Origin of the sequence: Micromonospora sp. NPDC005979 (assembly GCF_040614415.1) — a bacterium.
Classification (GTDB): Bacteria; Actinomycetota; Actinomycetes; order Mycobacteriales; family Micromonosporaceae; genus Micromonospora.
This window is the reverse complement of the sequence record NZ_JBEXUR010000022.1, coordinates 62,377-86,883: the sequence shown is the minus strand read 5'-3', so window position 1 is coordinate 86,883 and position 24,507 is coordinate 62,377. Positions and strand designations below refer to the sequence as shown.

Genomic DNA, 24,507 nt, shown 5'->3' with positions numbered 1-24,507 from the left:
GGTCAGAGGCCGGTTGGCCACAAGCCCGCAGGTCTGCTCCCGGTGCCGTGCCGAATTTGCTCCCTGTTGCGCATCGACACTCCGAGACCTTTCGCGCAACGTCGCGCCGGGCCTGTCATCATCGCCGGTGTCGCGTGGGCGCAACGGCGCGGAATCGTGGCCGTCGAGATTCAGGTCGACGGCGGGCCGTGGCGGCAGGCCCGCCTCGCCGATGGACCATCGCCGGACCTGTGGCGGCAGTGGACCTACCGCTGGGACGCCACCCCGGGCAGCCACACCCTGCGCGTACGGGCCACCGATGCGACAGGTGCGACCCAGACCGACCAACGGGCTGCGCCCTTCCCCGACGGCGGGACCGGCTGGCACCGCACCACCGTCACGATCACCTGACCTGGTGCTTGCCGTGATTCCGGCCAGCAACGAGTACGCGGCGGCAGACCGCACGGCCGCCAGCACAGGAGAGGACATGCCGAGGATGAACGGCGACCCGGAACACGCGCGGCGGTTACGCTCGGTGCCGCCGGACGCCGCGACGTCACCGAGCCCCGACGAGCTGCTGGCGCGGGTGGCACGGGGTGACGAGGTTGCGTTCGCGGCGCTGTACGGCACCATGGTCGGCCGCGTCCTCGGGCTGGCCCGCCGCGTCGTACGCGACCCGGCGCAGGCGGAGGAGGTGACGCAGGAGGTGCTGGTCGAGGTGTGCCCACACCGACCGCACCCAGCGGGTCGCCGCAACCGAGACGCACGTCCCCTACGACGAGGTCGTCGAGGACGTCCCCGCCCGGTTGGAGCGCGAACAGGTCCGTCGGTGTCTGGGCCGGCTGACACCGGTCCAGCGGGAGGCGGTGACCCTGGCCTACTAAGGCGGCCACACCTACCGTGAGGTCGCCGAAAAGCTGAAGACACCGCTGCCGACGGTGAAGACGCGGATGCGCGACGGACTGATCCGGATGCGTGACTGCCTGGGCATCGACATGGAGGGGACGGGCATGAGCGCCGACATCCATACCCTCGCCGGCGCGTACGCCCTGAACGCGGTCGACGAACTCGAGAGGGCGGCGTTCGAGCGGCACCTGGCCGACTGCGAGTCGTGCCGCCAGGAGGTGACCGAGCTACGGGAGACGGTCGCCCGGCTCGCCGACGACACCGTCGTCGAGGCCATGCCCCAGGGGTTGCGGGAGCGCACCCTCGTCCAGGCGGCGCGTACCCCGCAGGTGCGCTCCGCTGCCGCAGGGGACAGCGCCACACGGCAGCCGAGGCGGGAACGTTCGGCGTCTCCAACGAACCGGTGGGCGGTTCCGTCGCCCCCACGCGAATCGTGGGCACGGTCGCGCTGAGCTGAGCACCGGCGGCAGGGGAGATCGCTGCTCCTTCGTACCGCCACGGGCGTGAGGCGTCAGCGGAAAGCGTCGATGTTGAGCTTCGCCCAGGCGGCGAAGGGGCGTGGGGATCGGCCCAGGATCTCGGCAATGTCCGGGCTGATCCGCTGTTCGGCTTCGGTGGGCGTGCCGAGGATCGCCAGCGTGCCCTCGACCACCAGTGGCGGCATGAACCGCAGCATCTGCTCACGGGCCTCGTTCGGCGTCTGGTCCACGAAGCCGATCGGCTCGCCGAGCGCGGCGGCGAGGTCGGCGACCCGTTCGCGAGGCGTGCTCAGAGCCGGGCCGGTCAGTTCGTAGGTGCGGCCGACGTGCGAGCTGTCGAGCAGGGCTGCGGCCGCCACTTCGGCGATGTCGGCCGGGTCGACCAAGGGTAGGCCGACGTCGCCGAACGGCGCGGCGACCATCCGCGTACCCCGCACCGGTTCCGCCCAGGCGAATGCGTTGGAGTCGAAGCCGCCAGGGCGCAGTATCGTCCAGCCGAGGTCGGATCGGCGGATCAGGTCCTCAATGGCGTGCAGGGGTGCGTGTGACGGCGAGTCGGGCCGTGTGACGACCGCCTGCGAGGACTGCAGCACGATGCGTTTCACGCCACCGGCTGCGGCGACCCGCAGGATTTCGCGCATGTCGAGATGGGCTCCGGCGCCCTCGACGAGTAGGTACAGCGCGTCGGCGCCGGCGAGAGCCGGACTCAGGCTTTCCGGCCGCTCCAGGTCCGCACGATGGTGGCGGACCCCGTCCGGCAGGGTGATCGGGCGTCGTCCCCGGGATACCGCCGTCACCTCACCGGCCGAGGCCGCGAGGATCGACGTGAGCGTGCTGCCGACGTTTCCGGTGGCTCCAACCACGACAAACATGTCTGTGTCTCCAGTTCGACCGCGTCGTTCGCGCGGTTGCCGGAAACGCTAGTGGCGCCGATATAGTAGGTACCTAGAGGATAGTAATGGGTTTGTGACGGAGGGCACGTGCAGCGCTCGACGGATCCCGAGCTGGCATGTCCGGTCGCGCCGGTCGTCGACATCGTGTTCAGCCGGTGGACCACGCCAATCCTGTGGGCTCTGCACGAGTACGGTCGGCAGCGCTTCGTGGAGCTGGAGCGCCGACTGACGAGCATCACGCCCAAAGTGCTCACGCAGCGGCTCCGCCAACTCGAACGCGACGGACTCGTGACGCGCACCTACCACGCCGAGGTGCCGCCTCGAGTCGAGTACCAGATCACCGAGTTGGGTGCGAGCCTCGGCCCGATCTTCGCCCACCTGGCCACGTGGGCCGACGCCAGCCTCCCAGAGGTGGAACGCGCGCGGGATGCCTACGACGCCGGGCGATGAGGCCCCTCCACAACGCCGATGCGGGAACCGCCAGTCAGAACCTCACCATGATGGGCAGGCCGACGAGCTGACGCGGTCAGCTTGTCGAAGGCGCGTTGCGCGTCACCGGATCTCGTTGTCGGGGTGGTCGTTGTCGAACGCCTGACGGGCTTCGGCGATGACGTCGCGGTGGGCCAGCGACCAGTCGGCGAGTGCCTTGACGAGGTGGGTGAGGCTGGCGCCGGTTTCGGTGAGCCGGTAGTCGACCTGGGTGGGCACGGTCGGGTAGACGGTCCGAAGGACGAGGCCGTCGCGTTCCAGGCGGCGCACCGTGAGGGTCAGCATGCGCTGGGAGATCCCATGGATGGCGCGCTGGAGTTGGCGGAATCGTCGCGGTCCGGCGGCGAGTTCGACGATCACGAGAACGGACCACTTGTCGCCCACCCGGTCGAGAACGTCGCGGATGCCGCAGTCCGGGTGATCCGGTTGTCCGCACGGTTCGAGCGCGGCGGCTTCGGCGGTTACCTCGGTGTGCGCTGGTGACACGAGACTGCCTCCTTGTGGCCCGCCGGGCGTGGGTCCAGGCTCCCCGGTAGTTACTGAAGAGAACCACGGCAGGAGACCGAGCCGCAATGATCATGGTTACCGGCGCCAACGGGCAGCTCGCTTCGCGCACCCTCGCAGAGCTCGCTGAGCGAGGGATACCCGCCCTGGCGGGAAGTCGTACCCCCACCGGCGCACAGCGCCACCTCGACTTCGACGATCCCGCGACCCTCGACCTCACCGAGGTTTCGACCCTGGTCCTGGTCTCGGCCGGGTACGCCGAGGACGACACGGTCATCGCGCGGCACCGGGCTCTTCTCGACGCCGCCGTCCGCGACGGCGTGGCCCACGTGACGTACACCAGCCTGACCAGCGCCGGGGACCATCTCGGGTTCGCGCTGGCCCACCGGGCCACCGAGCACATGGTCACGAACAGTGGGCTCGCGTGGACGATCCTGCGGAACGGGCTGTACGCCGAACTCTTCGGCGCCCTGCTGACGTGGACGCCGGACGGCCTGGAGTCGGCGTTCGGGACCGGCGCGCTCGCCGCGGTGGCGCGGGCCGACCTGGCCGCTGCCGCAGCCGTCGTCGCAAGCGAGCCCAGCGCCCACGCCGGGAACGTCTACGAACTGGTCGGAACCCCGATCGCCGCTGGCGACATCGCCGACCGTCTCGGCGTCGCGCACCGCGCGATCGGACTCGGCGAGTACCGCGCCCGCCTGCTCGGCGACGCCAACCTGCTGCCGTTCCAGCCGCCGATGCTCGCCTCGATCGCCACCGGTGTCCGCCACGGGTTTCTCCACCACACCGGTCCTGACCTCGGTCGCCTGCTGGATCGCCCGCTCACGGATACCCTCGCTGTCGCCGCGGACGTCACGGCCGCCATGCGCTGACCCAGGTACTTCGCAAGCGGACACGACGACCCCGGCCATCCGTTTCGGACGGGAGAAGCTTCAGTACACAGCCGTCGCCCGTTCGTCCGCCCAACTGCGGCCGGAATCCTCCGGGTCGTCCGCGAAGACCGGATGCCCGGTCGACGCCACCAGCGCTGCCGATGGTTCGGGGTGGTCCGGCGGGTCCTTCCACCCGCTAGGCTGCGAGCGAGCTTCCATCGACGCAGGGAGATGTCGTGTCGCGCCGTACCGGTAAGCCCTCGTATCAGCTGCCGACCCCGGACACGGGTCGCCGCCGGACGGCACGTCTCGCCGTCATCGTCGTGGCAGTCGGGCTCGCGGCTCTTCTCGTGGGCGGTGTCGCCGGGTACGCAGCCAATCGTCCGGACGGCGTCGAGTCAGCAGCCGCTGACATCCGCAAGGCCGAGGTGCAACGCGACAGCCAGCAGATCGTCGAGCTGACGGCAACGGCCCGACGCCTCAGTAAGGAGGTCGCTCCCATTCTCACCGCCCTGCGGGCAGTGACGTCGACCGGCGAGCAACCAGGCCTCGAGCAGGCCCGCCAGTGGCAACAGACCATGCTGCGTGCCGCGGCGCCGTTCGCCGACACCCCGTCGGGCACCACCGCGACAAACGTTGCACGGGGCGGGCTGCGCGGCGCGGTCGAACAGGCATCCCTGGCCGTCGAGACGTATCTCCTCGCGATCACCGGGCCGCCCACCCAACGGGCCGCCTTGACGGCACTGGCGAAGCGACAGGCAGTCCAAGCGGAGGCCGCCTGGTCCGTCGCAGCAACCCAGCTCGATCAGGTGAACATCGATGCCGGCCAGGGCCATCAGCACGTCTACCTCGAGGGCGGCGACGGCGCCGCCACCCACGACGGCGCGGCAGAAGGCTCCGGCGGCTGATCCATTTCCGCGCTCCACAACGGCCTGTCGCAGGTCACCGAGCAGCAGGCCGGCACCGCGGCGCACGACGTTCCAGTCGGCCTTCGCGCGGCGGTCGAGGTTCCTGGTGAGCCATTGCCGTCGGTTGTCGTGTTCCTGCCGCAGTTGGACGAGGGGCGCAGGGGTCCGGGACGACGTCGCGCCCCGGACCCCTCGCCCCTGCTGACGGAGTGGGACTCTCAGGTCATCCGCAGCGTTGACCGTTGAGGGTGAAGGCGGTCGGCGCCGGGTTGGTGCCGTTCCACGTCCCGTTGAAGCCGATGCTCGTGGACGCGCCGGCGGCGAGTCTGCCGTTCCAGCTCATGCTGTCCGCAGTGACGCTCGTGCCGTTCTGTTTCCAGGTGGCCGACCAGCCCTGGCTGACCTTCTGGCCGGCGGTGGGGAAGTCGAAGCCGAGTTTCCAGCCGTCGATCGCGGTGCTGCCGGTGTTCTTGATCGCGACGGTCGCCGTGAAGCCGCCCGGCCAACTGTTCGCCGTGTAGCCGACCGTGCAACGGGCGGTGGGCGCGGTGGGAGCGGTCCGCACGGTCAGCCCGGGCGAGGCCGCCGAGACGTTCCCCGCCGCGTCGCGGGCGGTCACCACGAAGGTGTACGAAGTGTCCGGCGTCAGCCCGGTCACGGTGTACGCGGTGCCGGTGGCGCTGCCGACCTTCACGGTGCCGGTGGTGCCGACCCGGTGCACGTCGTACCCGGTGACGGCGGTGTCGTCGGTGGACGGCGTCCAGCCCAGCGCGATGCTGTCGCTGGTGACCGTGCCGGCGGTCGGCCTGCCCGGAGCGGTCGGTGCCTGGGTGTCGCCGGGCGCGGTGGCGCGCGGCAGCACCAGGTGGGTGATCGAGTTGGCCGGGAAGGTGGTCGTCAGGCCACCCGCGGTCACCGGCTGGTCGGCCTCCCGGACGACACCGGCCAGGTTGGCCCCGCTGTACCGGTAGACCTGGGCGGTGCTGGCGGAGACGCCGGTGAGGGCGACCGAACTGGTCAGGTCGTCGCCGGTCTTGTTCACGACGACCACGGTGAGCGCCTTGTCGGCGCTCCGCTCGGCGGCGTACACGGCCAGTTTTCCCTGGTCGGCGCTGGTCGCCCGGACGGAGGTCTCGCCGAACGCGCCGCCGTTGCCGTCGTAGTTGCGGTAGACGCGGAAGGCGTTGGCGACCGGCTGGTCGGCTGCGGGAGCGGTCCAGAGGGCGGCCATGTCGAGCCCTTCGCGGCCGAAGATGCCGAGGACGTCGGCCTGGGCGAGCGCGCCGTTGAGCGAGCCGTGCGCACCCCAGTTGTACTCGGTCATCGCGATCTTCGTGCCCGGGTAGTGCTGGTCGACCAGTTCGCGCAGGCGCGGGATGTACCGGACCGGCTGGTTGATCCAGCTCTCGTCCACGTAGGTCGGGTCCCAGAGCTGGCGGGTCGAGCGCAGTCGCAGCGCCTGGGTGTTGGCGTCGCCGGCCGCGTCGCCGAAGACGCCGGACTGCTGCGGGTAGAGGTGGACGTCGAAGTAGTCGAGGAGGCGGGTGCCGTGCTGCTGCTCGTACTCGCGCATCCGGTCCAGGTACCACGGGCCGAGGTCCTGGCCGCCGTGCGCGGCCTTGTCCGGCGGGTTCGACCAGCAGCCGGTGCGTGAGCAGGTGTCCTGGTCGAGCCCCGAGTAGATGATCGAGTTCAGGCCCCAGCCGACGGGACCGAGCGTCTTCGCGCCGGGGTCGGCAGCCTTGATCGCGGCGGCGTACTCGTAGGTGCGGTCGCGCAGCTCGTCGTAGCCCATCCCGGTCGGTCGGACGTCGCGGTGGGTGGACTGCCAGAGGTCCGGCTCGTTGTCCAGGTTGTAGAACTGCACGCCGCCGTCGGCGGCGCCGCCGAACTGCCCCTTGAGGTGGTTGACGAAGTCGGCGACGTACTCCGGACCGACCGCGATGCTGGTGTCCTCCGGGTCGTTGCCGGTGATCAGCGACCCGTCCGGCTTCTTGCCGTTGCCGCAGTCCGGCGCCCAGGGGTCGGTGGACTCCTGCGGACCGTACTTGGCGACGCTGAAGCCGCAGGCCCGCGACCGGTCCTTGGCGATCCAGCCGAGCATCGGCACCGTCATGACCGTGCCGGCGCCGGTGGCCTTGTTGCGCTGCACGAACCGGTCGCTCTCCGAGCCCCTCGGGAGGTCCTCCGGACTCGAATTGTCGTTGGGGATGTTCTCGAAGTACCAGTCCGCCGCGCGGTTGGTGGTGTCGGCACGGAAGTTGTAACGGGTGGTGGCGTTTCCGCCGTAGCGGTTCACCGGCAGCCGCAGGTCGCGGGCGAGGGCCTCGTCCGCGAAGTTCATGCCGTAGATGTACGGGCTGATCTGGTGCCGGGCGGTGGTGGTGTCCACGGCGAGTGCCGGGCCGGCCGCGGCCAGGGCGGGCACCGGCAGGGCCAGACCGCCGAGGGCCGTGGCGAGCACGACCGGAAGTAGAACTCTGTGGGGACGCACGAGCATTCCTCTCGAATAGGAGCCCGTCGATGGGAGCGCTGCCACAGCGTTGCTCGTTCGCGCCTCCGAGTCAATTCGACGGCCGGGAGCGCCTTCGACGCCGAGGGGCTCCCGGCTGGGCCGGTGCTACTGCTCGCCGCCCACGAGGCTTGGCGAGTCACCCTCGCCGGACACCCTCGCGCTCACGAGCGAGGTGAGCACCGACAGCACCGCGGCGCCGGACGCGATGCCACCCGCTGCCGCCCAGTCCGCCTGCCACGCGTTGAACACCACGTCGGCCCCCCAGTAGAGGAGCAGACCCTGCGCAGCGCTCTTCACCGCCCGCTCGGCGGTGGCCTTCCAGAACTTCGTGGTGAACACGTCCGTACCTCCAGAGCCAGGTTCGTGGAATGGTCCATGTGCCAAGAATGCCTGGTCAGGAGGGGTTGTTGCTCGTCGAGTTTCAGCCGTTGTCGATCCACGGCGGCCGGGCTCGGTCAGAGTTCGCCGCCGCCGGTGGGCGCCACCGGGACGGCCGGGACGGCCAGCTTGGCCCGGGGGCGGTCGGCGTCCGGATGCCGCAGCTCGTCGAAGATGGTCAGCGCCTCCCGCCACGCCCGGCGCGCGGCGTCGAGGTCACCGGCGGCCCGCAGACTGTCACCCAGGTTGTCCAGCACCTCCGCCTCGTCGTACCGGTCGCCGAGTTCGCGGTGCAGTGCCAGCGCCCGCCGGTAGCAGTCCGCGGCCTCGTCGTGGTCGCCGAGGCCGTGCCGGACGTACCCGAGGCTGTCCCAGGTCAGCGCCGCGCCGTGCCGGTCGCCGGTCTCCTCGTGCAGCCGCAGGGCCGCCTGGCAGCACTGCAACGCCGGCCCGGGCTCGCCGAGCCGGGCGTGCATCCAGCCCAGATTGTTGAGCGCCTTGGCCTGCCCGACCCGGTAGTCGGTGGCCCGGTAGAGGTCGAGGGCCAGTCGGGTCTCGTCCAGGGCCGACCGCAGCCGACCCTGCCGGGCGAGCACCCAGCTCACCCCGAGGTGCGTGTGCGCCCGCCCGGTGTCGTCGCCCAGCTCGCGGTACAGCTCCAGGTCGCGTCGGTAGTGCCGGTGCGCCGCCTCGTGATCGCCCGACCAGGTGCAGGCGATGGCGAGGCCGCGGTGCGCCAGGGCCTGACCGGCCAGGTCACCCCGACGCCGCGCCGCCGCCAGCGCGGTCCGCTGGGCGGCGGCAAGCTCCGGCCAGTGCCCGCTGCGATCGAGGTACGTGGTGAGAGCCGCCGCCAGCGTCCACGCGTGCCGGTCCAGGCCGGCGGACGCCGCCTGTTCCACACACGCCAGCAGGACGTGGTGCTCGGCGGCGAACCACGCGGTCGCCCACGCGTGCTCGGGGCGGTCGCCCACCGTCACTCCCGTCGCCGGGGGCGGCAGCGCGGCCGGTCGCGCCAACCGGTACGGGTCGAGCAGGTGGTCCGCCGCGTGCGAGGCGTGCAGGTAGTGGTCGAACAGGCGGCGTCGGGCGGCCTCCCGCCCGTCCGAGGGGTCGGTGTCGTGGCACAGCTCCGCGGCGTACGCGCGCAGCAGGTCGTGCATCGCGTACCGGCCCGCGGTGCGCTCGGTGAGCAGGTTCGCCCGGGTGAGGTCGGCCAGCAGCGGACCGACCCGAGCCGGCGGCAGGCCGGCGAGGCTGGCCACCGCCGTCCGTCCGGCGTCGGGGCCGGGGTGCAGCCCGAGCAGTCGGAACAACCGGGCCGAGTCGGCGTCCAGGGCCCGGTACGACCAGGAGAAGACCGCCCGCACGTCGGTCATCGGATCGCCGGTGGCCAGTGGGCTGAGCCGGTCCGGGCCGCTGTCCCGCAGTTCGCTCGCGAGCACCGCCAGCGGCACGTCCGGTTGCCCGACCGCGCGGGCCGCGACGACGGCCAGGGCCAACGGCAGGCCGGCGCAGCATCGGACGATCTCGTCCAACGCCATCTCTTCGAGCCGGGCACGGCCGCGACCGAGCCGAGCGATCAGCAGCTCCCGCGCCTCGGCCGGTGCGAGCAGGTCCAGCGTCACCGGGTGGGCTCCCGCGTTGACCACCAGACCGGTGAGCCGGTTACGGCTGGTCACCACGACCAGGCTGCCCGGGGATCCCGGCAACAGGGGCCGTACCTGCTCGTCGTCGCGGGCATTGTCGAGCAGCACCAGGACCCGGCGGTGGGCGAGCAGCGTCCGGAACAGGGCGGCCTGCCCGGGCAGGTCGGTGGGTACGCGCTGAGGCGGCACGTGCAGCGCCTCCAGGAAGCCGCGCAGCGCCTCGCCCGGTGACACGGCCCGTCCGTCGAGGTCGAATCCGCGCAGGTTGACGTAGAGCTGCCCATCCGGGTAGCGGTGCGCGACCTGGTGGGCCCAGCGCACCGCGAGGGTGGTTTTGCCGACCCCGGCCGTGCCGGCGATGGCGGAGATGACCACCGCCCGGGCCGGGTCGTACTGGCCGCCGTCCCGGGCGGTCCGCGCCGGGTCGGCGGGCAGCAGTGCGTCCAGTTGGCGCAGCGCCGCGGCGCGGCCGGTGAACCAGGCGGGGTCGCCGGGAAGCTGCGCCGGAGGCGGCACGACGGGCCCCGGGGGTGCGGGCTCGGCCCTCGTCTGCCCCCGCAGCACGCGCAGGTGTGCCTCGCTCAGCTCGGGGCCGGGCTCGACGCCCAACTCGTCGACGAGACGGCGGCGGGTCTCGGCGTAGAGCCGCAGCGCGGCGGCCTGTTGGCCACAGCCGGCAAGGGCGAGCAGGTAACCGGCCACCAGCGGCTCCCGGAGCGGATGCTCGACCACCAGGGGGCGCAGGGTCTGCGCGGTCGCGGCGTACCGGCCGAGGCCGAGTTCCACGGCGGCGAGCCGCTCGTACGCGAGCAGCCGCTGCTCGTCCAGTCCGGCGGCGGCGGCGTCCACGAAGGCGCCGGCCGCGCCGGCCAGCGCCGGCCCCCGCCACAGCGCCAGGCCGTCCCGCAGCAGCCGCGCCGCCTCGGCCCGCCGACCGGCTGTCTCCTCGACGCGGGCCCGCTCGACCGCCACGGTGAACTCGGTGAGGTCCAGCTCGGTCCCGCCCACGGTGAGCCGGTAGCCGCCGCTCTGCGTGGTCAGCAGGTCGGCCGCGCCCGCCTCGCGCAGGGCCGCCCGGATCCGGGAGACGCAGACCTGCACCTGGGTCCGGGCGCTGGCCGGCGGGTCGTCGGCCCAGAGCGCCGACACGACCTGCCCGAGAGGTACGAGCCGGTCGGCGTTGAGGAGCAGCAGCGCGAGCACCGCGCGTTGCTGGGGGCGGTCGATGGGGAGGACGCGCCCGCCGGCGGTCACCTGGACGGGGCCGAGGACTGACCACCGCATGGCTTTCCTCGTCAGTCGTGATGGGACGACCACAGTCTATGGACGGCGGGGCCGGTGCGGCCCACGCCAAGCGGTCGGATAGCGGACGCCAAGCGGCCTCGCCCAGGCTTTCCTCAGCCGCCGGATCCGCAGGTCCGGGGGGAGGCGGGCCGGTTGTCCGGCCACTGTGGACAGGGGAAGCGACATGCGAGTAACCAGGGGACGGGGTGTGCTGACGGCAGTCGTGTCGACGGCTGCCGTGGTGGCGGGCCTGGGCTGGGCGGCACCGGCCTGGGCGGTGCCGGGGTTGGAGACGGTCACCCAGTCGGCGGCCGAGAGCAGCGCGGACAAGTCGGCGCTCGCGTCCTGCCCGGCCGGCAAGGTGGTCACCGGAGGCGGAGGCTTCCTTCCCGCCGGCTCGTCGGCCGCCGGGCGGGTCGGGCTGGACCGGTTGGAGCCGCTGACGAACGGCACCGGGTTCCTCGTGACCATGCGGGAGGCCGGCCCGGTCAACTTCGCCGGCGACTGGGGGTTGCAGGCCGTCGCCCAGTGCGCGACGACGCCGGCCGGATGGCAGGTGGTGGCCACGACCGGGGCGGTCGGAACGGAGTACGTCACGGCGAGCTGCGGAACGAAGAAGGTCATCGGCATGGGTGGGCGGGTCAACAGCGGCCTGGGTGACGTGGTGCTCGACCAGGTCGTGCCGTCGTTCGACCTGACGTCGGTGACCGTCCGGGCGGTCGCCGTGCAGGGCACCTCGCCGGCCGGCTGGAGCGCCACCTCGATCGCGGTCTGCGCCAACGGGCCCGCCGGGCTGGAGCGCGTCGTGACGACGGGAGTGAGCGCGAGCGACCCGTCGTCCACCCACCTCAAGGCGTGCCCGGCCGGCAAGGGCCTCTACAGCGCGGGCGCCGACATCATCGCCGGCAACGGCCAGGTGTTGCTGACCGCGATCAACATCACCGGGGGGAACACCGTTCGGGTGCGGGCGGACGAGGACGCCGACGGCTTCGCCGGCTCGTGGAGCCTCAACGGGTACGGCATCTGCGGGAGCTGATTCGCCGACCGGGGCCGCCACTGGCGGCCCCGGTCACCGGTGCTCGGGGGCCATATGCTCGTCATTGAGTGATGACCGGGAGGGCGGATGTCATGAAGTTCCTTCTCACGTCGGGGGGCATCAGTAACCCGAGCATCTCCGACGCGCTCGTCGACCTGCTGGGCAAGCCGATCGCCGAGTGCACGGCCCTGTTCATCCCGACCGGCGTTCACCCCTTCCCCGGTGGCGCCGAGCGGGCGTGGAAGGCGGTCCACGGCCACGCTTCGATCCCGCTGACCCAACTGGGTTGGAAGTCCCTGGGGATGTTGGAACTCACGGCGCTCCCCACCATTCGGCGGGAGAACTGGGTCCCGGCGGTCCGGGAAGCTGACGCCCTGCTCGTCTGGGGCGGCGACGTGCTGTACCTGACCTGCTGGCTGCGCCAGTCGGGCCTGGCCGATCTCCTGCCGTCGCTGAGTGACACGGTCTACGTGGGGGTCAGCGCCGGGAGCATCGCGGTCACCCCGTACAACTGCGACGCCGAATTCGACCTGGGATTCGTCCCCGACGGCAGCGACATGGCGCAGGACGCCGACCGGGCGCTGGGCCTGGTGGACTTCACGCTGTACCCCCACCTCGATCATCCGGACATGCCGGACACCGCACTGTCCAGCATCGAGAAGTGGGCGGCCGGCATTCCGGTCCCGACCTACGCCATCGACGACGACACCGCCATCACGGTGGTCGACGGGGCCGTCGACGTCATCTCCGAAGGCCACTGGAAACTGCTCAACGGCGGCGCCAGGTCGTGACGAGTCGGCCGCGCAGACCGGCCGATCACCGCGCCCGGGACGGGAGGCGGACGATGCTCAGGATGCCGGTGGGTCGGCACTGATGCGCGCGAGTGTGCGTCGGCCGATCAGACTCATCGTCGGGTTGGTCCGGTGGTAGTACCAGACCAAGCCCATTGCCTGCTGGAAGGCCCACGCCCTACCGCGCTCCCACTCGAGATCGTCGCAGTCGAGTCGCTTCCGGAACGCCTGGCGTGGCTCCCGTTCCAGCAGGTGCCAGGCGCCGACGAGGTCGAGGGCAGGATCGGCAGGGCCCAGCCCGCCCACGTCGAGAACCCCGGCCAGCCGCCCGTCGGAGACAAGGACGTTTCCGGGTATGAGATCGCCGTGGTTCATCGTGTCCGGGGCCCCGCCCCGCGGCAGTTCCCTCATCGCTCCCCAGAACCGGCGGAGCGGGGGGACGTCCAGCAACGTCTCACTCTGCCGGAAGCAGTCCTCCAGGTACTCGTCGTGTGTTGGCAGTTCGCCACCGCGACCCTGGCCGGTGAACGTGCGGCCGCGTGTGTCGATGGCTCGCACGCCGTCGACGAACTCGGCGAGATCGTGCGCGAACGCGACCGAGTCCCCGGGATCCTCATCGGTGGCAACGACTCCGGGTATCCAGGTCTGGACCGACCAGGGAAGCGGGTAGCCGCCGCCCGGCTTGCCGATGGCGACCGGATCGGGAGTGGGAAATCGCGTACGGCCCACCAGCTCTCGGGCCGCTTCCGCCTCGCGTTCCAGCCAGGCCTGTGCCACGTCGATCTCATGAGGCTGGAGGGGGAATCGGGCCGTCAACCGCTCCCCGATACGGACGATGGCATTGACCGTTCCCTGCGAGGCGACGCGCTGGAGAGCCAGGCCCCGCCACTCGGGGAACTGCGTGTCCACCAGCTCACGCACCACGTCGAGTGAGACCGTGAGCTGGCCCTCGTGCATCGGCGCATCCGGCGGCAGGGGAGTGGCTGGCACGACAATCATCCTTCGTCAGGTTTCGAGGCGGCTGAGCCTAGCGGCGGACGGCGCAGTCGCGGAGCTCTCGGCGTACCGATGGTGGATTTGCGGCGTCCGGTCACACTGCCGGTATGCGGCGGGGACATTGGGTGAGCGTCCTGGTGGTGGTCCTCTGCGTCCTACTCTCGGTGGCCGTCGGCGGGTGGCAGGGCTGGCGGAGTGCGACGGTGAATCCGCCTGCGCCTCCCGCGGTCTGCCCGCTCATCCGGTCGGCGGTGTTCGATCGTCTCGTGCCTGGGCACGGTCCCCCGAAGGTTGCCGAGCAGAACGGGCCGGGCCTGCGCTCGAACTACTGCCTCGTCGAGAGCAGGTCTGGGAAGGAAGCCCGACGCACCTTCCTATGGGTCTCACTCGGACGTTACGGCCGGCACGAGGGTCGCGGTCCGCGTTGCCTGGACCGTGATGGACTCGAGCCGGTCTTGAACAATAGGAATTACCCGTTCGCGCTCGGCGACCGCGCCCTCTACTACCTTTCGGGTGACAGCGAGACCGGTCGGCGTATCCACTTCTCGGTGTGTCTCGGCACGTACGGGGTGCTCGTCGACTACGAGGCCGCCGGCGTCGCCGATCCGGCGGTGGTCGAGTCGGCCGCCACCGTCGCCCAGGAGGTGCTGTCGTGGCTATGATCGGGCCCCCGAGCTGGGCCCTCCGGCGTAAGAACCTGCAGCCGCCTCCGCGTTCCGACCGGCGGGTGTCACCGTGGCAGTGGCTGCTCGTTGCGGGGGCGGTGTTGCTCGTCATTGCCGTCGGCGTCCTCGCCTGGCGCGTGAGCCGGCTGGCGGTGCCCACACTCGTCAACTGGCAGATCACCGTCGTCGACGAGACGAGCGACGCCCCGCCGCTACCGGACCTGCCGGCAGATCCGTTCACGCGCTGATCCGGGGGCGCTCTGATGGCCATTTCCGCGCACCTGGCCCGGCTGCGGGCCGTGATCGGCCCCGAGCTGATCCAGTTGCCGTCGGTGTCGGTCCTCGTCGTCGACGAGAACAAGCGGCTCCTGCTGGTACGCCACACCGGAAGTCCGGACAGGTGGGGTGTGCCGGGTGGTGCGGTCGAGATCGGCGAATCGCCGGCCCAGGCGGCCGCGCGTGAGGTCCGGGAGGAGATCGGCGTCCGGATCGGCCGGCTGCGGCTGCTGGACGTGCTGGGCGGTACGGACTACGAGGTGACCTACTCCAACGGTGACCAGGTCGCGTACGTCACCGCCGTCTACGAGGCGGCGATCGTCGACGGGACACCCGCCCCGGACCAGGAGGAAATCTGCGAGCTGGGCTGGTTCACCCCGACGCAGCTGCGGAGTGTCGGCCTCAACCGGTTCACCCGGGCGCTGCTGGGGGCAACCGGCCACCTCACCAGATGACGGCGGCCTGCCCTCCCGGGACAGCGGATCGCCCGTCCCGTCGCTACGGTCACCAGGGTGACCAGTTCTGAGCCGCAGGTGGTCGGCGTCGTGCACCAGGCTTCCGGATCGACGGTACGGCTGCGCCCCGTGGCCGAGGACGATCTGGAGATGTTGCGCCGGTTCGCGGTCGAACCCGGGCTGATCGGGCTCGACTGGGCTGGTTTCCGGGACGCCGCCGCGCCGGCCCGTCGGTTCGCCGAGGACGGCTATCTCGGCGAGCGGACCGGTGGCCTGATCGTGCAGGTCGAGCCGGCGGCCGACGCGCGAGCGGGCTACCTCAGCTACCTCCAGGGGCAGTACGGAGGTCGGGCGCCCTACTGGGAGATCGGCATCGTGCTGCTGCCCGAGTGGCGCGGCCAGGGCATCGGCTGGCGGGCCCAGGCGCTGCTCTGCGACTACCTGTTCAGCCACACGCCGGCGCAGCGCATCCAGGCCGGCACCCACGCCGAGAACGTCGCCGAGCAGCGGTCGCTGGAGAAGGCCGGCTTCCAGTTCGAGGGGGTCGTACGGGCCTGCGAGTTCCGGGCCGGCGCCTGGCGGGACGGGTGGCTCTACAGCCGGCTGCGCGACGACCCGTCACCCCTGTGACCCTCTCCCACGGGTTTGAGAAAACCGCTTGTGGGTGGCTGCTGTGCCTGCCTAGCCTGCTGGCTGTGGCCGCCCTTCGTCTTCCGATCCCGCGGGTGGCCCGGTGAGCGGCCGGCTTCGGGAGATCGCCCGGCAGACCGTCGCGATCGTCGAGTCGGGACGCTACCGCAATGACAACGGCATCGAGGTCCTCGTCGGTGCGGCGGTACGCGCCGCGGTCGCCGGGACTCGTCATCACCTACCCGACGAGGTGTTCGAGGCGCGGGACGCGGCGCCCGGCGCCGCGACGGTGGAGGTGACGCACGAGTCGACGTTGCAGGCGGCGTACCGGCTCGGGCCCGGTGCGGCGTGCCTGGTGTTCGCGTCGGCGAAGAACCCGGGTGGCGGCTTCCTGGGTGGGGCGCAGGCCCAGGAGGAGAGCATCGCGCGCTCATCGGCGCTCTACCCGTGCCTTCGTGCCGTGCCGGAGTTCTACGCGTTCCACCGGGCACAGCAGGATCTGCGCTACAGCGACCGGGTCATCTACTCCCCGCTGGTGCCGGTTTTCCGGGACGACAGGGGAGACCTGCTCGAGCAGCCGTACCAGACGTCGTTCCTGACCGCCGCGGCGCCGAACCTCGGCGCGATCGTGCGCAACCAGCCGGCACACGCGGCGGACGTGCCGGCCGTGCTGGCCCGGCGTGCGCGGCGGGTTCTGGAGGTCGCCGCCGCGCACGGACATCGGTCGATCGTGTTGGGCGCCTGGGGGTGCGGGGTGTTCCGCAACGATCCCGCTGCGGTGGCCGGAGCGTTCGCCGACGCTCTGCACGTGGTCGATCGGTTCGACCACGTGGTGTTCGCCATCCACGACGGCCTGCCGGGCACTCCCGTGTACCGCGCGTTCAGGAAACGCCTGGCGGGATCTGCCGAGGACTCGCCAACGTCGGGTTAGGTGGGTGCAGACCACGATCACCGGGAGGCTACGTGTCGGGCCGTTTCGTGTACTGGATGAACGTCTCTCTCGATCTCAGGATCGAGCATGCCCCGGGCGAGGAGGGCGCCGGGAACTGGCTGCGCATCGGCGAGCCGCTGCACCGGGAGTTCAACGCCCGGGCCCGCGCGCTCACGTCGATGGTCCAGGGGCGCACGATCTACGAGACGATGGAGGGGTTCTGGCCGGCCGCGCGCACCGACGAGAAACTGCCCGACTACCTGCGTGAGTACGGCGAGATTTGGACGACGAAGCCCAAGGTGCTGGTGTCCCGCACCCGCACCGAGGCCGGGTACAACACCCGGACCCTCGGCTCGGACGGCGACGCCGTCGAGCTGCTCGCCAGGTACCGGGAGGAGCAGGACGGCGACATCGGTGTCGGCGGCGCGACGGTCGCCACCCACCTGCTCCGCGCGGGGTTGCTGGACGAGCTTCTGATCTTCACACACCCCGTCGTCCTCGGTGGGGGTCGGCCACTCTTCGACGAGTTGGAGCGATCGGTGCAGCTGGACCTGATCGAGCAGGGATCCTTCGCCGAGGGCGTCACGCTGCACAGGTACGCCGTCCGCTACGCCGAGGACGCGTGATCGGGCCGCCGTGCGCCGTCCTCGACAGCGTGCACACGATCGGTTCGGGCGAGGAAGGATGGGCGGTGGGCGTTGGTGAGCCAGCGCAGCGCCCACTCGACCGGCCCGTAGCGGAACCGCCGCAGCCAGAAGGCGCTCGCCGCCAACTGGGCCGCGAACACCGCGAGGACGAAGGCGAAGAGGGCCAGCGGTGAGAACGACCCGGCGAGGCCGAAGCCGAGGCCGGTGAAGGCGATCAGGCCGACCGCCGACTGGGCGAGGTAGTTGGTGAGGGCCATCCGGCCGGCCGGGGCGAGCGCCGCCCGGACCACCGACGTACGAGGGTTGTGCATGATCCGCAGCAGCGTCGCCACGTAGGCGGCGGCCAGCAGCGGCGCGGTCGAAACGCTGGCCGCGACGCCGAGAGTGTTGCCGTTGCCGCCGCTGGTCGCGTAGACGGCCGCCCCGAGCAGTCCGATCGGAAAACCGATCCACTGGATCCGGCGCAGCACCGGCTCGTGACCGGAGACCCGGTTCAGCCACTGCCGGCGTCCGGCGACTATGCCGAGCAGGAACAGCGCCAGGGCGGTCGGGCCCTGCAGGGTGACCGCTTGGAGCACCAGCAGGGGCAGGCCGGCGAGGTGCTCGCCGATGTTCGCCGTCCAACCGCCGAGTAGTGCCTGGGTTGCCTCCTCGCCGTTGGCCAGCGCCTGGGCCTCGCCGGGCAGGAACGCCGAGCGGTCCACGAGGAGCGCGCTGGCGACGAGGCTGATCAGCACGAGCGTGTAGAGCGCCGCCGCGATCCGAAGCGCCGTACGGTCGGCCACCTTGCGCAGCAGGAGCAGCGCTAGGCACGCCACCGCGTACGTGGTGAGGACATCGCCGCCGTACAGGAACACGGTGTGCAGGGCGCCCAGGACGAAGAGGCCACCGATCCGGCGGAGCATGCGCGCTGGGAACGCCGCGCCGGCCCTGCTCGCCGCGGTCATCTGGAGGGTGAAGCTGTATCCGAAGAGGAACGAGAACAGCACGTAGAACTTCATGTCTACGAAGACCGAGGAGAACGTGCGGACGGCGTCGTCGAGGCCCGAGGTGAAGTCGGGATCCGTCACCAGGTTCCCCGGATAGCCGGAGGCCATGAAGGTGACGTTGACAGCGAATATGCCGAGGAGGGCGAACCCTCGGATCGCGTCGACGTCGTGAAGACGTCCGCCCGGTACCCGCGTGGTCATCACGATCTCCATCTCTGTATTAACTACAGCGTACGAGATACAGAGTCCCCGAGATCTAGAGTGCAGGCAAGACCCCCGGGTGAAGAGCGAGGAGATTCGGACGTGGCGGAACGGAGGCTTCCGGCAGTGGTGGCCCGGATGTGGGGTCGTGAAACCAGCTCCCGGCACGGCCCCCGGCCCAGCCTCGAACTGGGCAGCATCGTCGACGTCGCGATCCGGATCGCCGACCGCGAGGGTCTGGCGGGGGTGACGATGGGCAGCGTCGCGACCCAGCTCGGGGTGGCGGCCATGTCGCTGTACCGCTACGTCGGCAGCAAGGACGAACTGCTGGTCATGATGGCTGACGCCGCAGCGCCCGAGCCACCCGCGCTCGACGGACGCGCCTGGCGCGACTACCTGTTCGACTGGACGCGCGCCAACCGCGACTTCCTGCTCGCCCGACCGTGGCTGCTGGCGCTCGACCAGCGCACCCCGCCCACCGGGCCCCGGTTGCTGCGCTGGCTGGACCGCGCGCTCGCCGCGCTCGCCGGTACCGGGATCGCTTACGGCGCACGGATCAACATCGCCACCGTTCTCAGTGGTTACGCTGCCCAGCAGGCGGCCCTGGCCCACGCGCTGAGCGCCGGTCCGGCCGCCACCGACGACTCGATCGCCGGGCTGGCCGAGTACGGCGAGATCCTCGGGCAGGTACTCGACGCGGACGCCTACCCGGAGCTGACCTCGGCCATCGGCGCGAGCGCACTGGGCGTCGCCGAGGAGTGGATCGACGACGCCGACTTCACCTTCGGGCTCGATCTGCTCCTGGACGGCATCGAAGCGCTCGTCGCGCGTGGGGCGCACGACTGAGTGCGCCTGCCTGCCGGGGGTGAGCGGCGACCGAGCCAGCCTGAAGGCTCAAACGTGTCGGTCTTCGACGAGAAAGTCGCGAAACGTCGACATTGGCGTGTGGTGAACGATGGGTATCCCTAACGACGGTTCAGCGCCGATCATTGCCCGGGATCGATGTGAGTCATTCTCACCTCCGGGTGCAGCGCCCGGCGCGGAGGGCGAGACGTCGGCACCGGTAGCCGGGCGCACCGAACGGCCCGACTCCGCGTCCCCGGAGGATCGCCATGCCCCGTCCCGCACTCCGCACCCGGCTCGCGGCGTTCACCGCCGCCACCCTCACCGCGAGCGTCCTGACGGTGACCCCGCCGTCACCGGCGCTGGCCGCCACCACGTTCGCCGCCAACGACTACTGCCTCGGCCAGTGCTCCGACATCCTGCCGCCCGGACAGAACGGCAACGCCACGCTCGTCGCCATCCTGGCGCACCAGGCGCTTGGCACCCGTCCCGCGCACTCCAGCGATCAGCTCGACGAGTACGCGAACCTGGTCTACAACTACGCCGGGCTGACCGACGAGCAGATCGCCCAGTTCTACAACGACGCCTCGTTCGGCGTGCCGGCCGCGCAGGTCGAGAGCACCGTCTCGCCGCGTGCGGACGTGACCATCGTGCGGGACAAGGCCACCGGCGTCCCGCACGTCACCGGCACCACCCGCGGCGGCACGATGTTCGGCGCCGGCTACGCCGGGGCGCAGGACCGGCTCTGGGTGATGGACCTGCTGCGGCACGTCGGCCGGGGCAACGTCAGCTCGTTCGCCGGTGGCGCGCCCGGCAACCGGGAGCTGGAGCAGAGCGTCTGGGCCAACTCCCCGTACACCGAGGCGGACCTCCAGGCCCAGGTGGACGCGCTGCGCACCAAGGGCGCCCGTGGTCAGCAGCTCTACACCGACGTCGTGGACTACATCGCCGGCATCAACGCCTACATCGACAAGTCGATCGCCGACGACAACTACCCCGGTGAGTACGTGCTCGCCGGCGCCGGCAAGCCGCGGCACTTCACCATGACCGATCTGATCGCCACCGCCGGCGTGATCGGTGGCCTGTTCGGCGGGGGTGGCGGCAGTGAGATGCAGTCCGCCCTGGTGCGGGTGGCCGCCAGAGCCAAGTACGGCGCGACCGAGGGCGACCGGGTCTGGGCGGCGTTCCGGTCGCAGAACGACCCGGAGACCGTGCTCACCCTGCACGACGGGCAGAGTTTCCCGTACGGGGGGACGCCTCCGGGCGCGACCAGCGCGGTGCTCCCCGACGCCGGCACCGTGGTCGCCGAGCCGCTCGCCCACGACGCCAGCGGCGGGGCCGCCGCCCGCACCGGCGCGAGCGCCGCCACCAAGGAGCTGATCGGCGGGCTGGCGAACCTGCGCGCACACGGCATGTCCAACGCCGTCGTGGTCTCCGGACGGCACACCACCACCGGTAACCCGGTCGCCGTGTTCGGTCCGCAGACCGGCTACTTCGCACCGCAGCTGCTCATGCTCCAGGAGTTGCAGGGGCCGGGCATCAGCGCGCGCGGGGCCGCGTTCGCCGGGCTGAACCTCTACGTGCTGCTCGGTCGCGGCCAGGACTACGCGTGGAGCGCCACCTCCTCCTCCCAGGACCTCACCGACACGTACGCGGTGACGCTGTGCACCACCGACGGCACCGCGCCGACGCTGCGGTCCAACCGCTACCTCTACCACGGTCAGTGCCTCGCCATGGAGGCGTTGGAGCAGCGCAACTCCTGGTCGCCGACGCTGGCGGACTCCACCCCCGCGGGCTCGTACACGTTGCGCGCGCTGCGCACCAAGTACGGGTTGGTCTCCTACCGGGGACTGGTGAACGGGCAACCGACCGCGTTCACCAAGCTGCGCTCCACCTACCGGCACGAGGCCGACTCGGCGATCGGTTTCCAGGCCTTCAACGACCCGGCGGCGATGGGAAGCGCGGCGGCCTTCCAGGACTCCGCCGCCAGCGTCGGATACGCGTTCAACTGGTTCTACGTCAACTCGACCGAGGCGGCGTACTTCAACTCCGGCTCGAACCCGGTCCGGTCGTCCGTCACCGACCCCAACCTCCCGGCGAAGGCCGAGCCGGCGTACGAGTGGGCCGGCTGGAATCCCGACACCAACGACGCCACGTACACGCCGGCGTCGGCCCACCCGCAGTCGGTCAACCAGGACTACTACGTGAGCTGGAACAACAAGCAGGCGCGGGACTTCGGGGCGGCGGACGGAAACTTCAGCTTCGGCTCCGTACACCGGGGTCAGTTGCTCGACGGACCGGTGCGGACGGCGATCTCCCAGCGCAAGCTCGGCCGCGCCGACGTCGTCAAGATCATGGCGGACGCGGCGGTGACCGACCTGCGCGGCCAGCAGGTCCTCGGCAAGCTGTTGCGGGTGCTGGACAGCACGCCGGTCACCGACCCGGCGCTGGCCGACGCGGTGGGCAAGCTGCGCGCCTGGCAGCAGGCGGGCGCCCGCCGCGTCGAGACAGCCCCCGGCTCCAAGGTCTACCAGCACGCCGACGCGATCCGGATCTTCGATGCCTGGTGGCCGCTGCTGGCCTCGGCCGAGTTCCGGCCCGGCCTCGGTCCGGACCTCTACGCCGCGCTGGTCGACGCCATCGAGGTCAACGAGGCGCCGTCGGGCGGCCAGAACGGCGGGCGTGACGGCACCGCGAGCTGGGCGTCGCAAGGTCAGGCGCACAAGGGCTCGTCGTTCCAGCACGGCTGGTGGGGCTACGTCGACAAGGACCTGCGTACGGTGCTCGGCGATCCCGTCGCCGGCGGGCCGGGCCGCGCCTACTGCGGCAACGGCAACCTCGGCGCGTGCCGACAGTCCCTGTTGGACACGCTCGGCCAGGCCTCCGCGCTGCCGGCCGCCACGGTCTATCCCGGCGACAAGTCCTGTGGTGCCGGTGACCAGTGGTGCGCCGACTCGATCGCGCACTCCGGGCTCGGCGGCATCACCCACCCGGTGATCGCCTGGCAGAACCGTCCCACCTACCAGCAGGTCGTCTCGTTCCCGGCACGCCGGGGTGACGACGTCACCAACCTGGCCCAGGGCCGCCCGGCGACCGCGTCGAGCACCCAGTTCCTCACCAGCTACACCCCGGACAAGGCGGTCGACGGCAGCCTGAGTAGCCGGTGGGCCAGCAGCTACAACGACAACCAGTGGCTCCGCGTCGACCTCGGCGCGGCCCGTACCGTCAGCCGGGCGGTGCTGCGCTGGGAGTCGGCCTACGGCACCTCGTACCGGATCGAGGTCTCCGGCGACGGCAGCTCCTGGACGTCGGTGTTCGCCACCACCGCCGGCAACGGCGGCGTCGACAACGCCACCTTCGCTCCGGTCACGGCCCGCTACGTGCGGGTGTACGGCGTCAAGCGGGCCACCTCGTACGGATTCTCGCTGCACGAATTCGAGCTGTACGGACGGTGACCCGACCGGGAGGGGTTGGCGAACCGCTCGCCGGCCCCTCCCGCCCTGACCAGCGGTGCCCGGGTGACCGGTGGCGCTCTCGTGCGCGGTCATCGGCCGACCCTGGTGGTGGCGGGCGACGGTCCCGTTCGCCGGGCGAGGACCGGTGCTCTGGGTGACACCCGCGGTGTGTGGGCACCGTTCGGCCGGAGGTACGGGGACAATGGAGCGATGAAGCGAGAGACTCGGCTGAAGCGGTTGACCGGAACGCGCGTCGACGGCGCGGTGGCGACGGGCGCGGTGGCCACCGGCGCGCGGGCGGCGGGGGCGGCGTCGCTCGGCGCCCTGGCTCTGGGGGCGCTGGCTGTCGGCGCCGTGGCCGTCGGAGCGCTGGTCATCGGACGGCTGGCCGTCCGCCGCGCGGTCGTGCGGGAGCTGCGCGTCGGCCGGTTGGAGATCGGCGAGCTGGTGGTGCACAGCCGACCCGTTGCCGAGCAGTAACCCGCCGCGGCGGTGCGCGGGAGGAGCCTCGCGCGCGTGCTCCCGTCCGCACCGGCAGACCGGTCCGCCCGGGAAGTCATGGCCTCGCGGCCTGGCCCAGTGCCGCCTTGACGATCCGGATCGCCTCGGTGGTGTCGATGCCGACGCGGGCGATGACGGCCGCGTAGTCGTGGGCGGCGCGGCGGGCCTGTTCGAGGGACTGCTCACCGCCGGCCGAGACAAAAGAACCGGCCCGCCCGCGGGTCTCGATGAGCCCGGCGTCCTCCAGCTCCCGGTACGCCCGTCCGACGGTGTTCACGGCGAGACCAAGGTCGGCCGCGAGCCGGCGGATCGTCGGCAGTCTGGTGCCGACGGCCAGCGTGCGGCCCTGGATCTGCCTCGCGAGTTGGGCCCGGAGCTGCTCGTACGGCGGCGTCGGCGAGGCCGCGTCGATGACGATCATCGGACCGCCAGGGCGCGCCGCGCCGTCGTCCCCACGTCCGTGGTCCGGCCCTCGATCAGGCCGAGCGCGCAGACGCCCGCCAGCACGAGCGCTAGTGAGACGGCGTTCCACCAGCCGAGCGACTCCCCGTACAGGAAGATGGCCGGCAGCGACCACACGAGACTCGGGGTGACGAGGTGGCGGGCGTCCTCGACCCGCATGACGACGTCGACGGTGAGCGACGCCTCGTCCTCGGCCACGGCCGGGGTCGTCAGGATCTGGCGTAGCTGCATGACGATGCCAGCCCCGACGCCGGTGAGGCCGATCAACACGACGGCCGCTCCGTACCGCAGGCCGGGGTCCGGCACGGACAGCACGCTCACGGCGAGGAGCGCCGCGCCGGTGAACGTGGCGACCGCGAAGGCGGCGTGCGGCCGACCGAGCACCACCGGCCAGCCGAGCTCGACCGGATGGGCCACCCGGCGGGACAGTCGCGCGCCGGCCGTCCGGTCGACCCGCCGTACCCACCAGCCGAGCAGCCACTGCCCCGTCAGCAGTACGACCACCAGCGCCGCGAGCACCAGCAGCGGAGGCCAGGAGAACGTGTCGTCGTCGAGTCGGCTCAGCACGTGCGTCAGCGCGGCGCCGATCAGGAACGCGGCCAACAGGACGCTGTCGGCGAGCTTCGCGTGCCGCCGTACCGCCAGTCGCGTCGCGAGCAGCGGCGTCGGCTCGACGTCGGTCAGGCCGTGCCGGCTGAGCCACCGTCCGGCTTCCGCATGATCCGCTTCGCGCATGACACCCACCCCGATACGTCGCAAGCCTTGTCTCAACA

At 71.4% G+C, this 24,507-nt stretch carries 25 protein-coding genes and 1 pseudogene; 16 read left to right on the top strand and 10 right to left on the bottom strand.

Annotation, left to right across the window (positions count from 1 at the left end; all coding sequences use genetic code 11):
- Positions 1-69: 69 nt before the first annotated feature.
- Positions 70-390, top strand: a pseudogene (locus ABZ272_RS28200) (molybdopterin-binding oxidoreductase); the annotation flags it as partial.
- 145 nt (positions 391-535) lie between these two features.
- On the opposite strand, the gene ABZ272_RS28195 reads toward ABZ272_RS28200, so the two are convergent.
- Positions 536-709 (bottom strand): hypothetical protein, encoded by a 174-nt coding sequence (locus tag ABZ272_RS28195; RefSeq protein WP_355052958.1) that lies wholly within the window; start codon positions 707-709, stop codon positions 536-538.
- Positions 710-929: 220 nt separating this feature from the next.
- On the opposite strand from ABZ272_RS28195, the gene ABZ272_RS28190 reads away from it, so the two are divergent.
- A complete protein-coding gene (locus ABZ272_RS28190) occupies positions 930-1,337 on the top strand; it encodes a zf-HC2 domain-containing protein (RefSeq protein ID WP_355052957.1) in 408 nt (135 codons plus the stop codon).
- 59 nt (positions 1,338-1,396) lie between these two features.
- Here ABZ272_RS28190 and ABZ272_RS28185 read toward each other — a convergent pair whose 3' ends face one another.
- The gene (locus ABZ272_RS28185; RefSeq protein ID WP_355052956.1) at positions 1,397-2,236 is read right to left on the bottom strand and encodes an NAD(P)H-binding protein; all 840 of its coding nucleotides are present in this window, start codon (positions 2,234-2,236) and stop codon (positions 1,397-1,399) included.
- 108 nt (positions 2,237-2,344) lie between these two features.
- On the opposite strand from ABZ272_RS28185, the gene ABZ272_RS28180 reads away from it, so the two are divergent.
- A complete protein-coding gene (locus tag ABZ272_RS28180; protein ID WP_355052955.1) occupies positions 2,345-2,707 on the top strand; it encodes a helix-turn-helix domain-containing protein in 363 nt (120 codons plus the stop codon).
- Between the two features lie 102 nt (positions 2,708-2,809).
- On the opposite strand, the gene ABZ272_RS28175 is transcribed toward ABZ272_RS28180, so the two are convergent.
- A complete protein-coding gene (locus ABZ272_RS28175; protein ID WP_355052954.1) occupies positions 2,810-3,232 on the bottom strand; it encodes a helix-turn-helix domain-containing protein in 423 nt (140 codons plus the stop codon).
- Between the two features lie 86 nt (positions 3,233-3,318).
- Here ABZ272_RS28175 and ABZ272_RS28170 point away from each other — a divergent pair, with 86 nt between their 5' ends.
- Together ABZ272_RS28170 and ABZ272_RS28165 are read left to right on the top strand one after the other, a co-directional pair.
- Complete coding sequence (locus tag ABZ272_RS28170; protein ID WP_355052953.1) at positions 3,319-4,122, top strand: NAD(P)H-binding protein; 804 nt, start codon at positions 3,319-3,321, stop codon at positions 4,120-4,122.
- Positions 4,123-4,358: 236 nt separating this feature from the next.
- Positions 4,359-5,030 carry a hypothetical protein gene (locus tag ABZ272_RS28165; RefSeq protein ID WP_355052952.1) on the top strand — a complete coding sequence of 224 codons (672 nt, stop codon included), beginning with the start codon at positions 4,359-4,361 and terminating at the stop codon, positions 5,028-5,030.
- A 223-nt stretch (positions 5,031-5,253) separates the two neighbouring features.
- Here the strand turns inward: ABZ272_RS28165 and ABZ272_RS28160 are convergent, their stop codons facing one another.
- From ABZ272_RS28160 to ABZ272_RS28150, 3 genes are all read right to left on the bottom strand, one after another.
- Complete coding sequence (locus ABZ272_RS28160; protein WP_355052951.1) at positions 5,254-7,494, bottom strand: glycoside hydrolase family 44 protein; 2,241 nt, start codon at positions 7,492-7,494, stop codon at positions 5,254-5,256.
- Positions 7,495-7,650: 156 nt separating this feature from the next.
- On the bottom strand, positions 7,651-7,884 hold the full coding sequence (locus ABZ272_RS28155) for a holin (protein ID WP_355052950.1): 234 nt from the start codon (positions 7,882-7,884) through the stop codon (positions 7,651-7,653).
- Positions 7,885-8,000: 116 nt separating this feature from the next.
- On the bottom strand, positions 8,001-10,856 hold the full coding sequence (locus ABZ272_RS28150; protein ID WP_355052949.1) for a BTAD domain-containing putative transcriptional regulator: 2,856 nt from the start codon (positions 10,854-10,856) through the stop codon (positions 8,001-8,003).
- 208 nt (positions 10,857-11,064) lie between these two features.
- Between ABZ272_RS28150 and ABZ272_RS28145 the strand changes: the two genes are divergently transcribed.
- Positions 11,065-11,892 carry a hypothetical protein gene (locus ABZ272_RS28145; protein ID WP_355052948.1) on the top strand — a complete coding sequence of 276 codons (828 nt, stop codon included), beginning with the start codon at positions 11,065-11,067 and terminating at the stop codon, positions 11,890-11,892.
- Between the two features lie 92 nt (positions 11,893-11,984).
- Positions 11,985-12,683: a Type 1 glutamine amidotransferase-like domain-containing protein gene (locus tag ABZ272_RS28140; RefSeq protein ID WP_355052947.1), complete on the top strand. Its 699-nt coding sequence runs from the start codon at positions 11,985-11,987 to the stop codon at positions 12,681-12,683.
- 57 nt (positions 12,684-12,740) lie between these two features.
- On the opposite strand, the gene ABZ272_RS28135 is transcribed toward ABZ272_RS28140, so the two are convergent.
- Positions 12,741-13,604, bottom strand: a complete 864-nt coding sequence (locus ABZ272_RS28135; RefSeq protein ID WP_355052946.1) for an aminoglycoside phosphotransferase family protein — start codon at positions 13,602-13,604, stop codon at positions 12,741-12,743.
- 530 nt (positions 13,605-14,134) lie between these two features.
- Between ABZ272_RS28135 and ABZ272_RS28130 the strand changes: the two genes are divergently transcribed.
- The 6 genes from ABZ272_RS28130 to ABZ272_RS28105 all read left to right on the top strand — a co-directional run bounded on the left by ABZ272_RS28130 (position 14,135) and on the right by ABZ272_RS28105 (position 17,262).
- On the top strand, positions 14,135-14,341 hold the full coding sequence (locus ABZ272_RS28130) for a hypothetical protein (protein WP_355052945.1): 207 nt from the start codon (positions 14,135-14,137) through the stop codon (positions 14,339-14,341).
- Entirely contained in the window at positions 14,332-14,592 is a 261-nt protein-coding gene (locus ABZ272_RS28125) for a hypothetical protein (protein WP_355052944.1), read from the top strand. The genes ABZ272_RS28130 and ABZ272_RS28125 overlap by 10 nt, the downstream gene beginning before the upstream one ends.
- A 15-nt stretch (positions 14,593-14,607) precedes the next feature.
- A complete protein-coding gene (locus tag ABZ272_RS28120; RefSeq protein ID WP_355052943.1) occupies positions 14,608-15,075 on the top strand; it encodes an NUDIX domain-containing protein in 468 nt (155 codons plus the stop codon).
- Between the two features lie 57 nt (positions 15,076-15,132).
- Positions 15,133-15,705, top strand: coding sequence for a GNAT family protein (locus tag ABZ272_RS28115; protein WP_355052942.1), 573 nt, complete (start codon positions 15,133-15,135; stop codon positions 15,703-15,705).
- Between the two features lie 103 nt (positions 15,706-15,808).
- Positions 15,809-16,636 carry a TIGR02452 family protein gene (locus tag ABZ272_RS28110; protein WP_355052941.1) on the top strand — a complete coding sequence of 276 codons (828 nt, stop codon included), beginning with the start codon at positions 15,809-15,811 and terminating at the stop codon, positions 16,634-16,636.
- A gap of 56 nt (positions 16,637-16,692) precedes the next feature.
- The gene (locus ABZ272_RS28105) at positions 16,693-17,262 is read left to right on the top strand and encodes a dihydrofolate reductase family protein (protein WP_355052940.1); all 570 of its coding nucleotides are present in this window, start codon (positions 16,693-16,695) and stop codon (positions 17,260-17,262) included.
- Here the strand turns inward: ABZ272_RS28105 and ABZ272_RS28100 are convergent.
- Entirely contained in the window at positions 17,244-18,473 is a 1,230-nt protein-coding gene (locus ABZ272_RS28100) for a DUF418 domain-containing protein (protein WP_355052939.1), read from the bottom strand. The two genes, ABZ272_RS28105 and ABZ272_RS28100, sit on opposite strands and share 19 nt — an antisense overlap.
- Positions 18,474-18,575: 102 nt before the next feature.
- Between ABZ272_RS28100 and ABZ272_RS28095 the strand changes: the two genes are divergently transcribed.
- The 3 genes from ABZ272_RS28095 to ABZ272_RS28085 all read left to right on the top strand — a co-directional run bounded on the left by ABZ272_RS28095 (position 18,576) and on the right by ABZ272_RS28085 (position 23,251).
- The gene (locus ABZ272_RS28095; protein ID WP_355052938.1) at positions 18,576-19,319 is read left to right on the top strand and encodes a TetR/AcrR family transcriptional regulator; all 744 of its coding nucleotides are present in this window, start codon (positions 18,576-18,578) and stop codon (positions 19,317-19,319) included.
- Positions 19,320-19,585: 266 nt separating this feature from the next.
- Complete coding sequence (locus ABZ272_RS28090; protein ID WP_355052937.1) at positions 19,586-22,771, top strand: penicillin acylase family protein; 3,186 nt, start codon at positions 19,586-19,588, stop codon at positions 22,769-22,771.
- Positions 22,772-22,981: 210 nt separating this feature from the next.
- Positions 22,982-23,251, top strand: coding sequence for a hypothetical protein (locus ABZ272_RS28085; protein ID WP_355052936.1), 270 nt, complete (start codon positions 22,982-22,984; stop codon positions 23,249-23,251).
- Positions 23,252-23,327: 76 nt separating this feature from the next.
- Here ABZ272_RS28085 and ABZ272_RS28080 read toward each other — a convergent pair whose 3' ends face one another.
- On the bottom strand, positions 23,328-23,693 hold the full coding sequence (locus tag ABZ272_RS28080) for a GntR family transcriptional regulator (RefSeq protein ID WP_355052935.1): 366 nt from the start codon (positions 23,691-23,693) through the stop codon (positions 23,328-23,330).
- Complete coding sequence (locus ABZ272_RS28075) at positions 23,690-24,469, bottom strand: hypothetical protein (protein WP_355052934.1); 780 nt, start codon at positions 24,467-24,469, stop codon at positions 23,690-23,692. The genes ABZ272_RS28080 and ABZ272_RS28075 overlap by 4 nt, the downstream gene beginning before the upstream one ends.
- Positions 24,470-24,507: the final 38 nt, after the last annotated feature.

What these genes read in the sequence shown, in the direction of transcription:
- ABZ272_RS28170 (WP_355052953.1), top strand. Translation starts at nt 3,319, where the DNA reads ATGATCATGGTTACCGGCGCCAACGGGCAGCTCGCTTCGCGCACCCTC.
- ABZ272_RS28140 (WP_355052947.1), top strand. Translation starts at nt 11,985, where the DNA reads ATGAAGTTCCTTCTCACGTCGGGGGGCATCAGTAACCCGAGCATCTCC.
- ABZ272_RS28150 (WP_355052949.1), bottom strand. Translation starts at nt 10,856, where the DNA reads ATGCGGTGGTCAGTCCTCGGCCCCGTCCAGGTGACCGCCGGCGGGCGC.
- ABZ272_RS28185 (WP_355052956.1), bottom strand. Translation starts at nt 2,236, where the DNA reads ATGTTTGTCGTGGTTGGAGCCACCGGAAACGTCGGCAGCACGCTCACG.
- ABZ272_RS28190 (WP_355052957.1), top strand. Translation starts at nt 930, where the DNA reads ATGCGCGACGGACTGATCCGGATGCGTGACTGCCTGGGCATCGACATG.
- ABZ272_RS28105 (WP_355052940.1), top strand. Translation starts at nt 16,693, where the DNA reads ATGAACGTCTCTCTCGATCTCAGGATCGAGCATGCCCCGGGCGAGGAG.
- ABZ272_RS28090 (WP_355052937.1), top strand. Translation starts at nt 19,586, where the DNA reads ATGCCCCGTCCCGCACTCCGCACCCGGCTCGCGGCGTTCACCGCCGCC.
- ABZ272_RS28100 (WP_355052939.1), bottom strand. Translation starts at nt 18,473, where the DNA reads ATGACCACGCGGGTACCGGGCGGACGTCTTCACGACGTCGACGCGATC.
- ABZ272_RS28120 (WP_355052943.1), top strand. Translation starts at nt 14,608, where the DNA reads ATGGCCATTTCCGCGCACCTGGCCCGGCTGCGGGCCGTGATCGGCCCC.
- ABZ272_RS28075 (WP_355052934.1), bottom strand. Translation starts at nt 24,469, where the DNA reads ATGCGCGAAGCGGATCATGCGGAAGCCGGACGGTGGCTCAGCCGGCAC.
- ABZ272_RS28085 (WP_355052936.1), top strand. Translation starts at nt 22,982, where the DNA reads ATGAAGCGAGAGACTCGGCTGAAGCGGTTGACCGGAACGCGCGTCGAC.
- ABZ272_RS28080 (WP_355052935.1), bottom strand. Translation starts at nt 23,693, where the DNA reads ATGATCGTCATCGACGCGGCCTCGCCGACGCCGCCGTACGAGCAGCTC.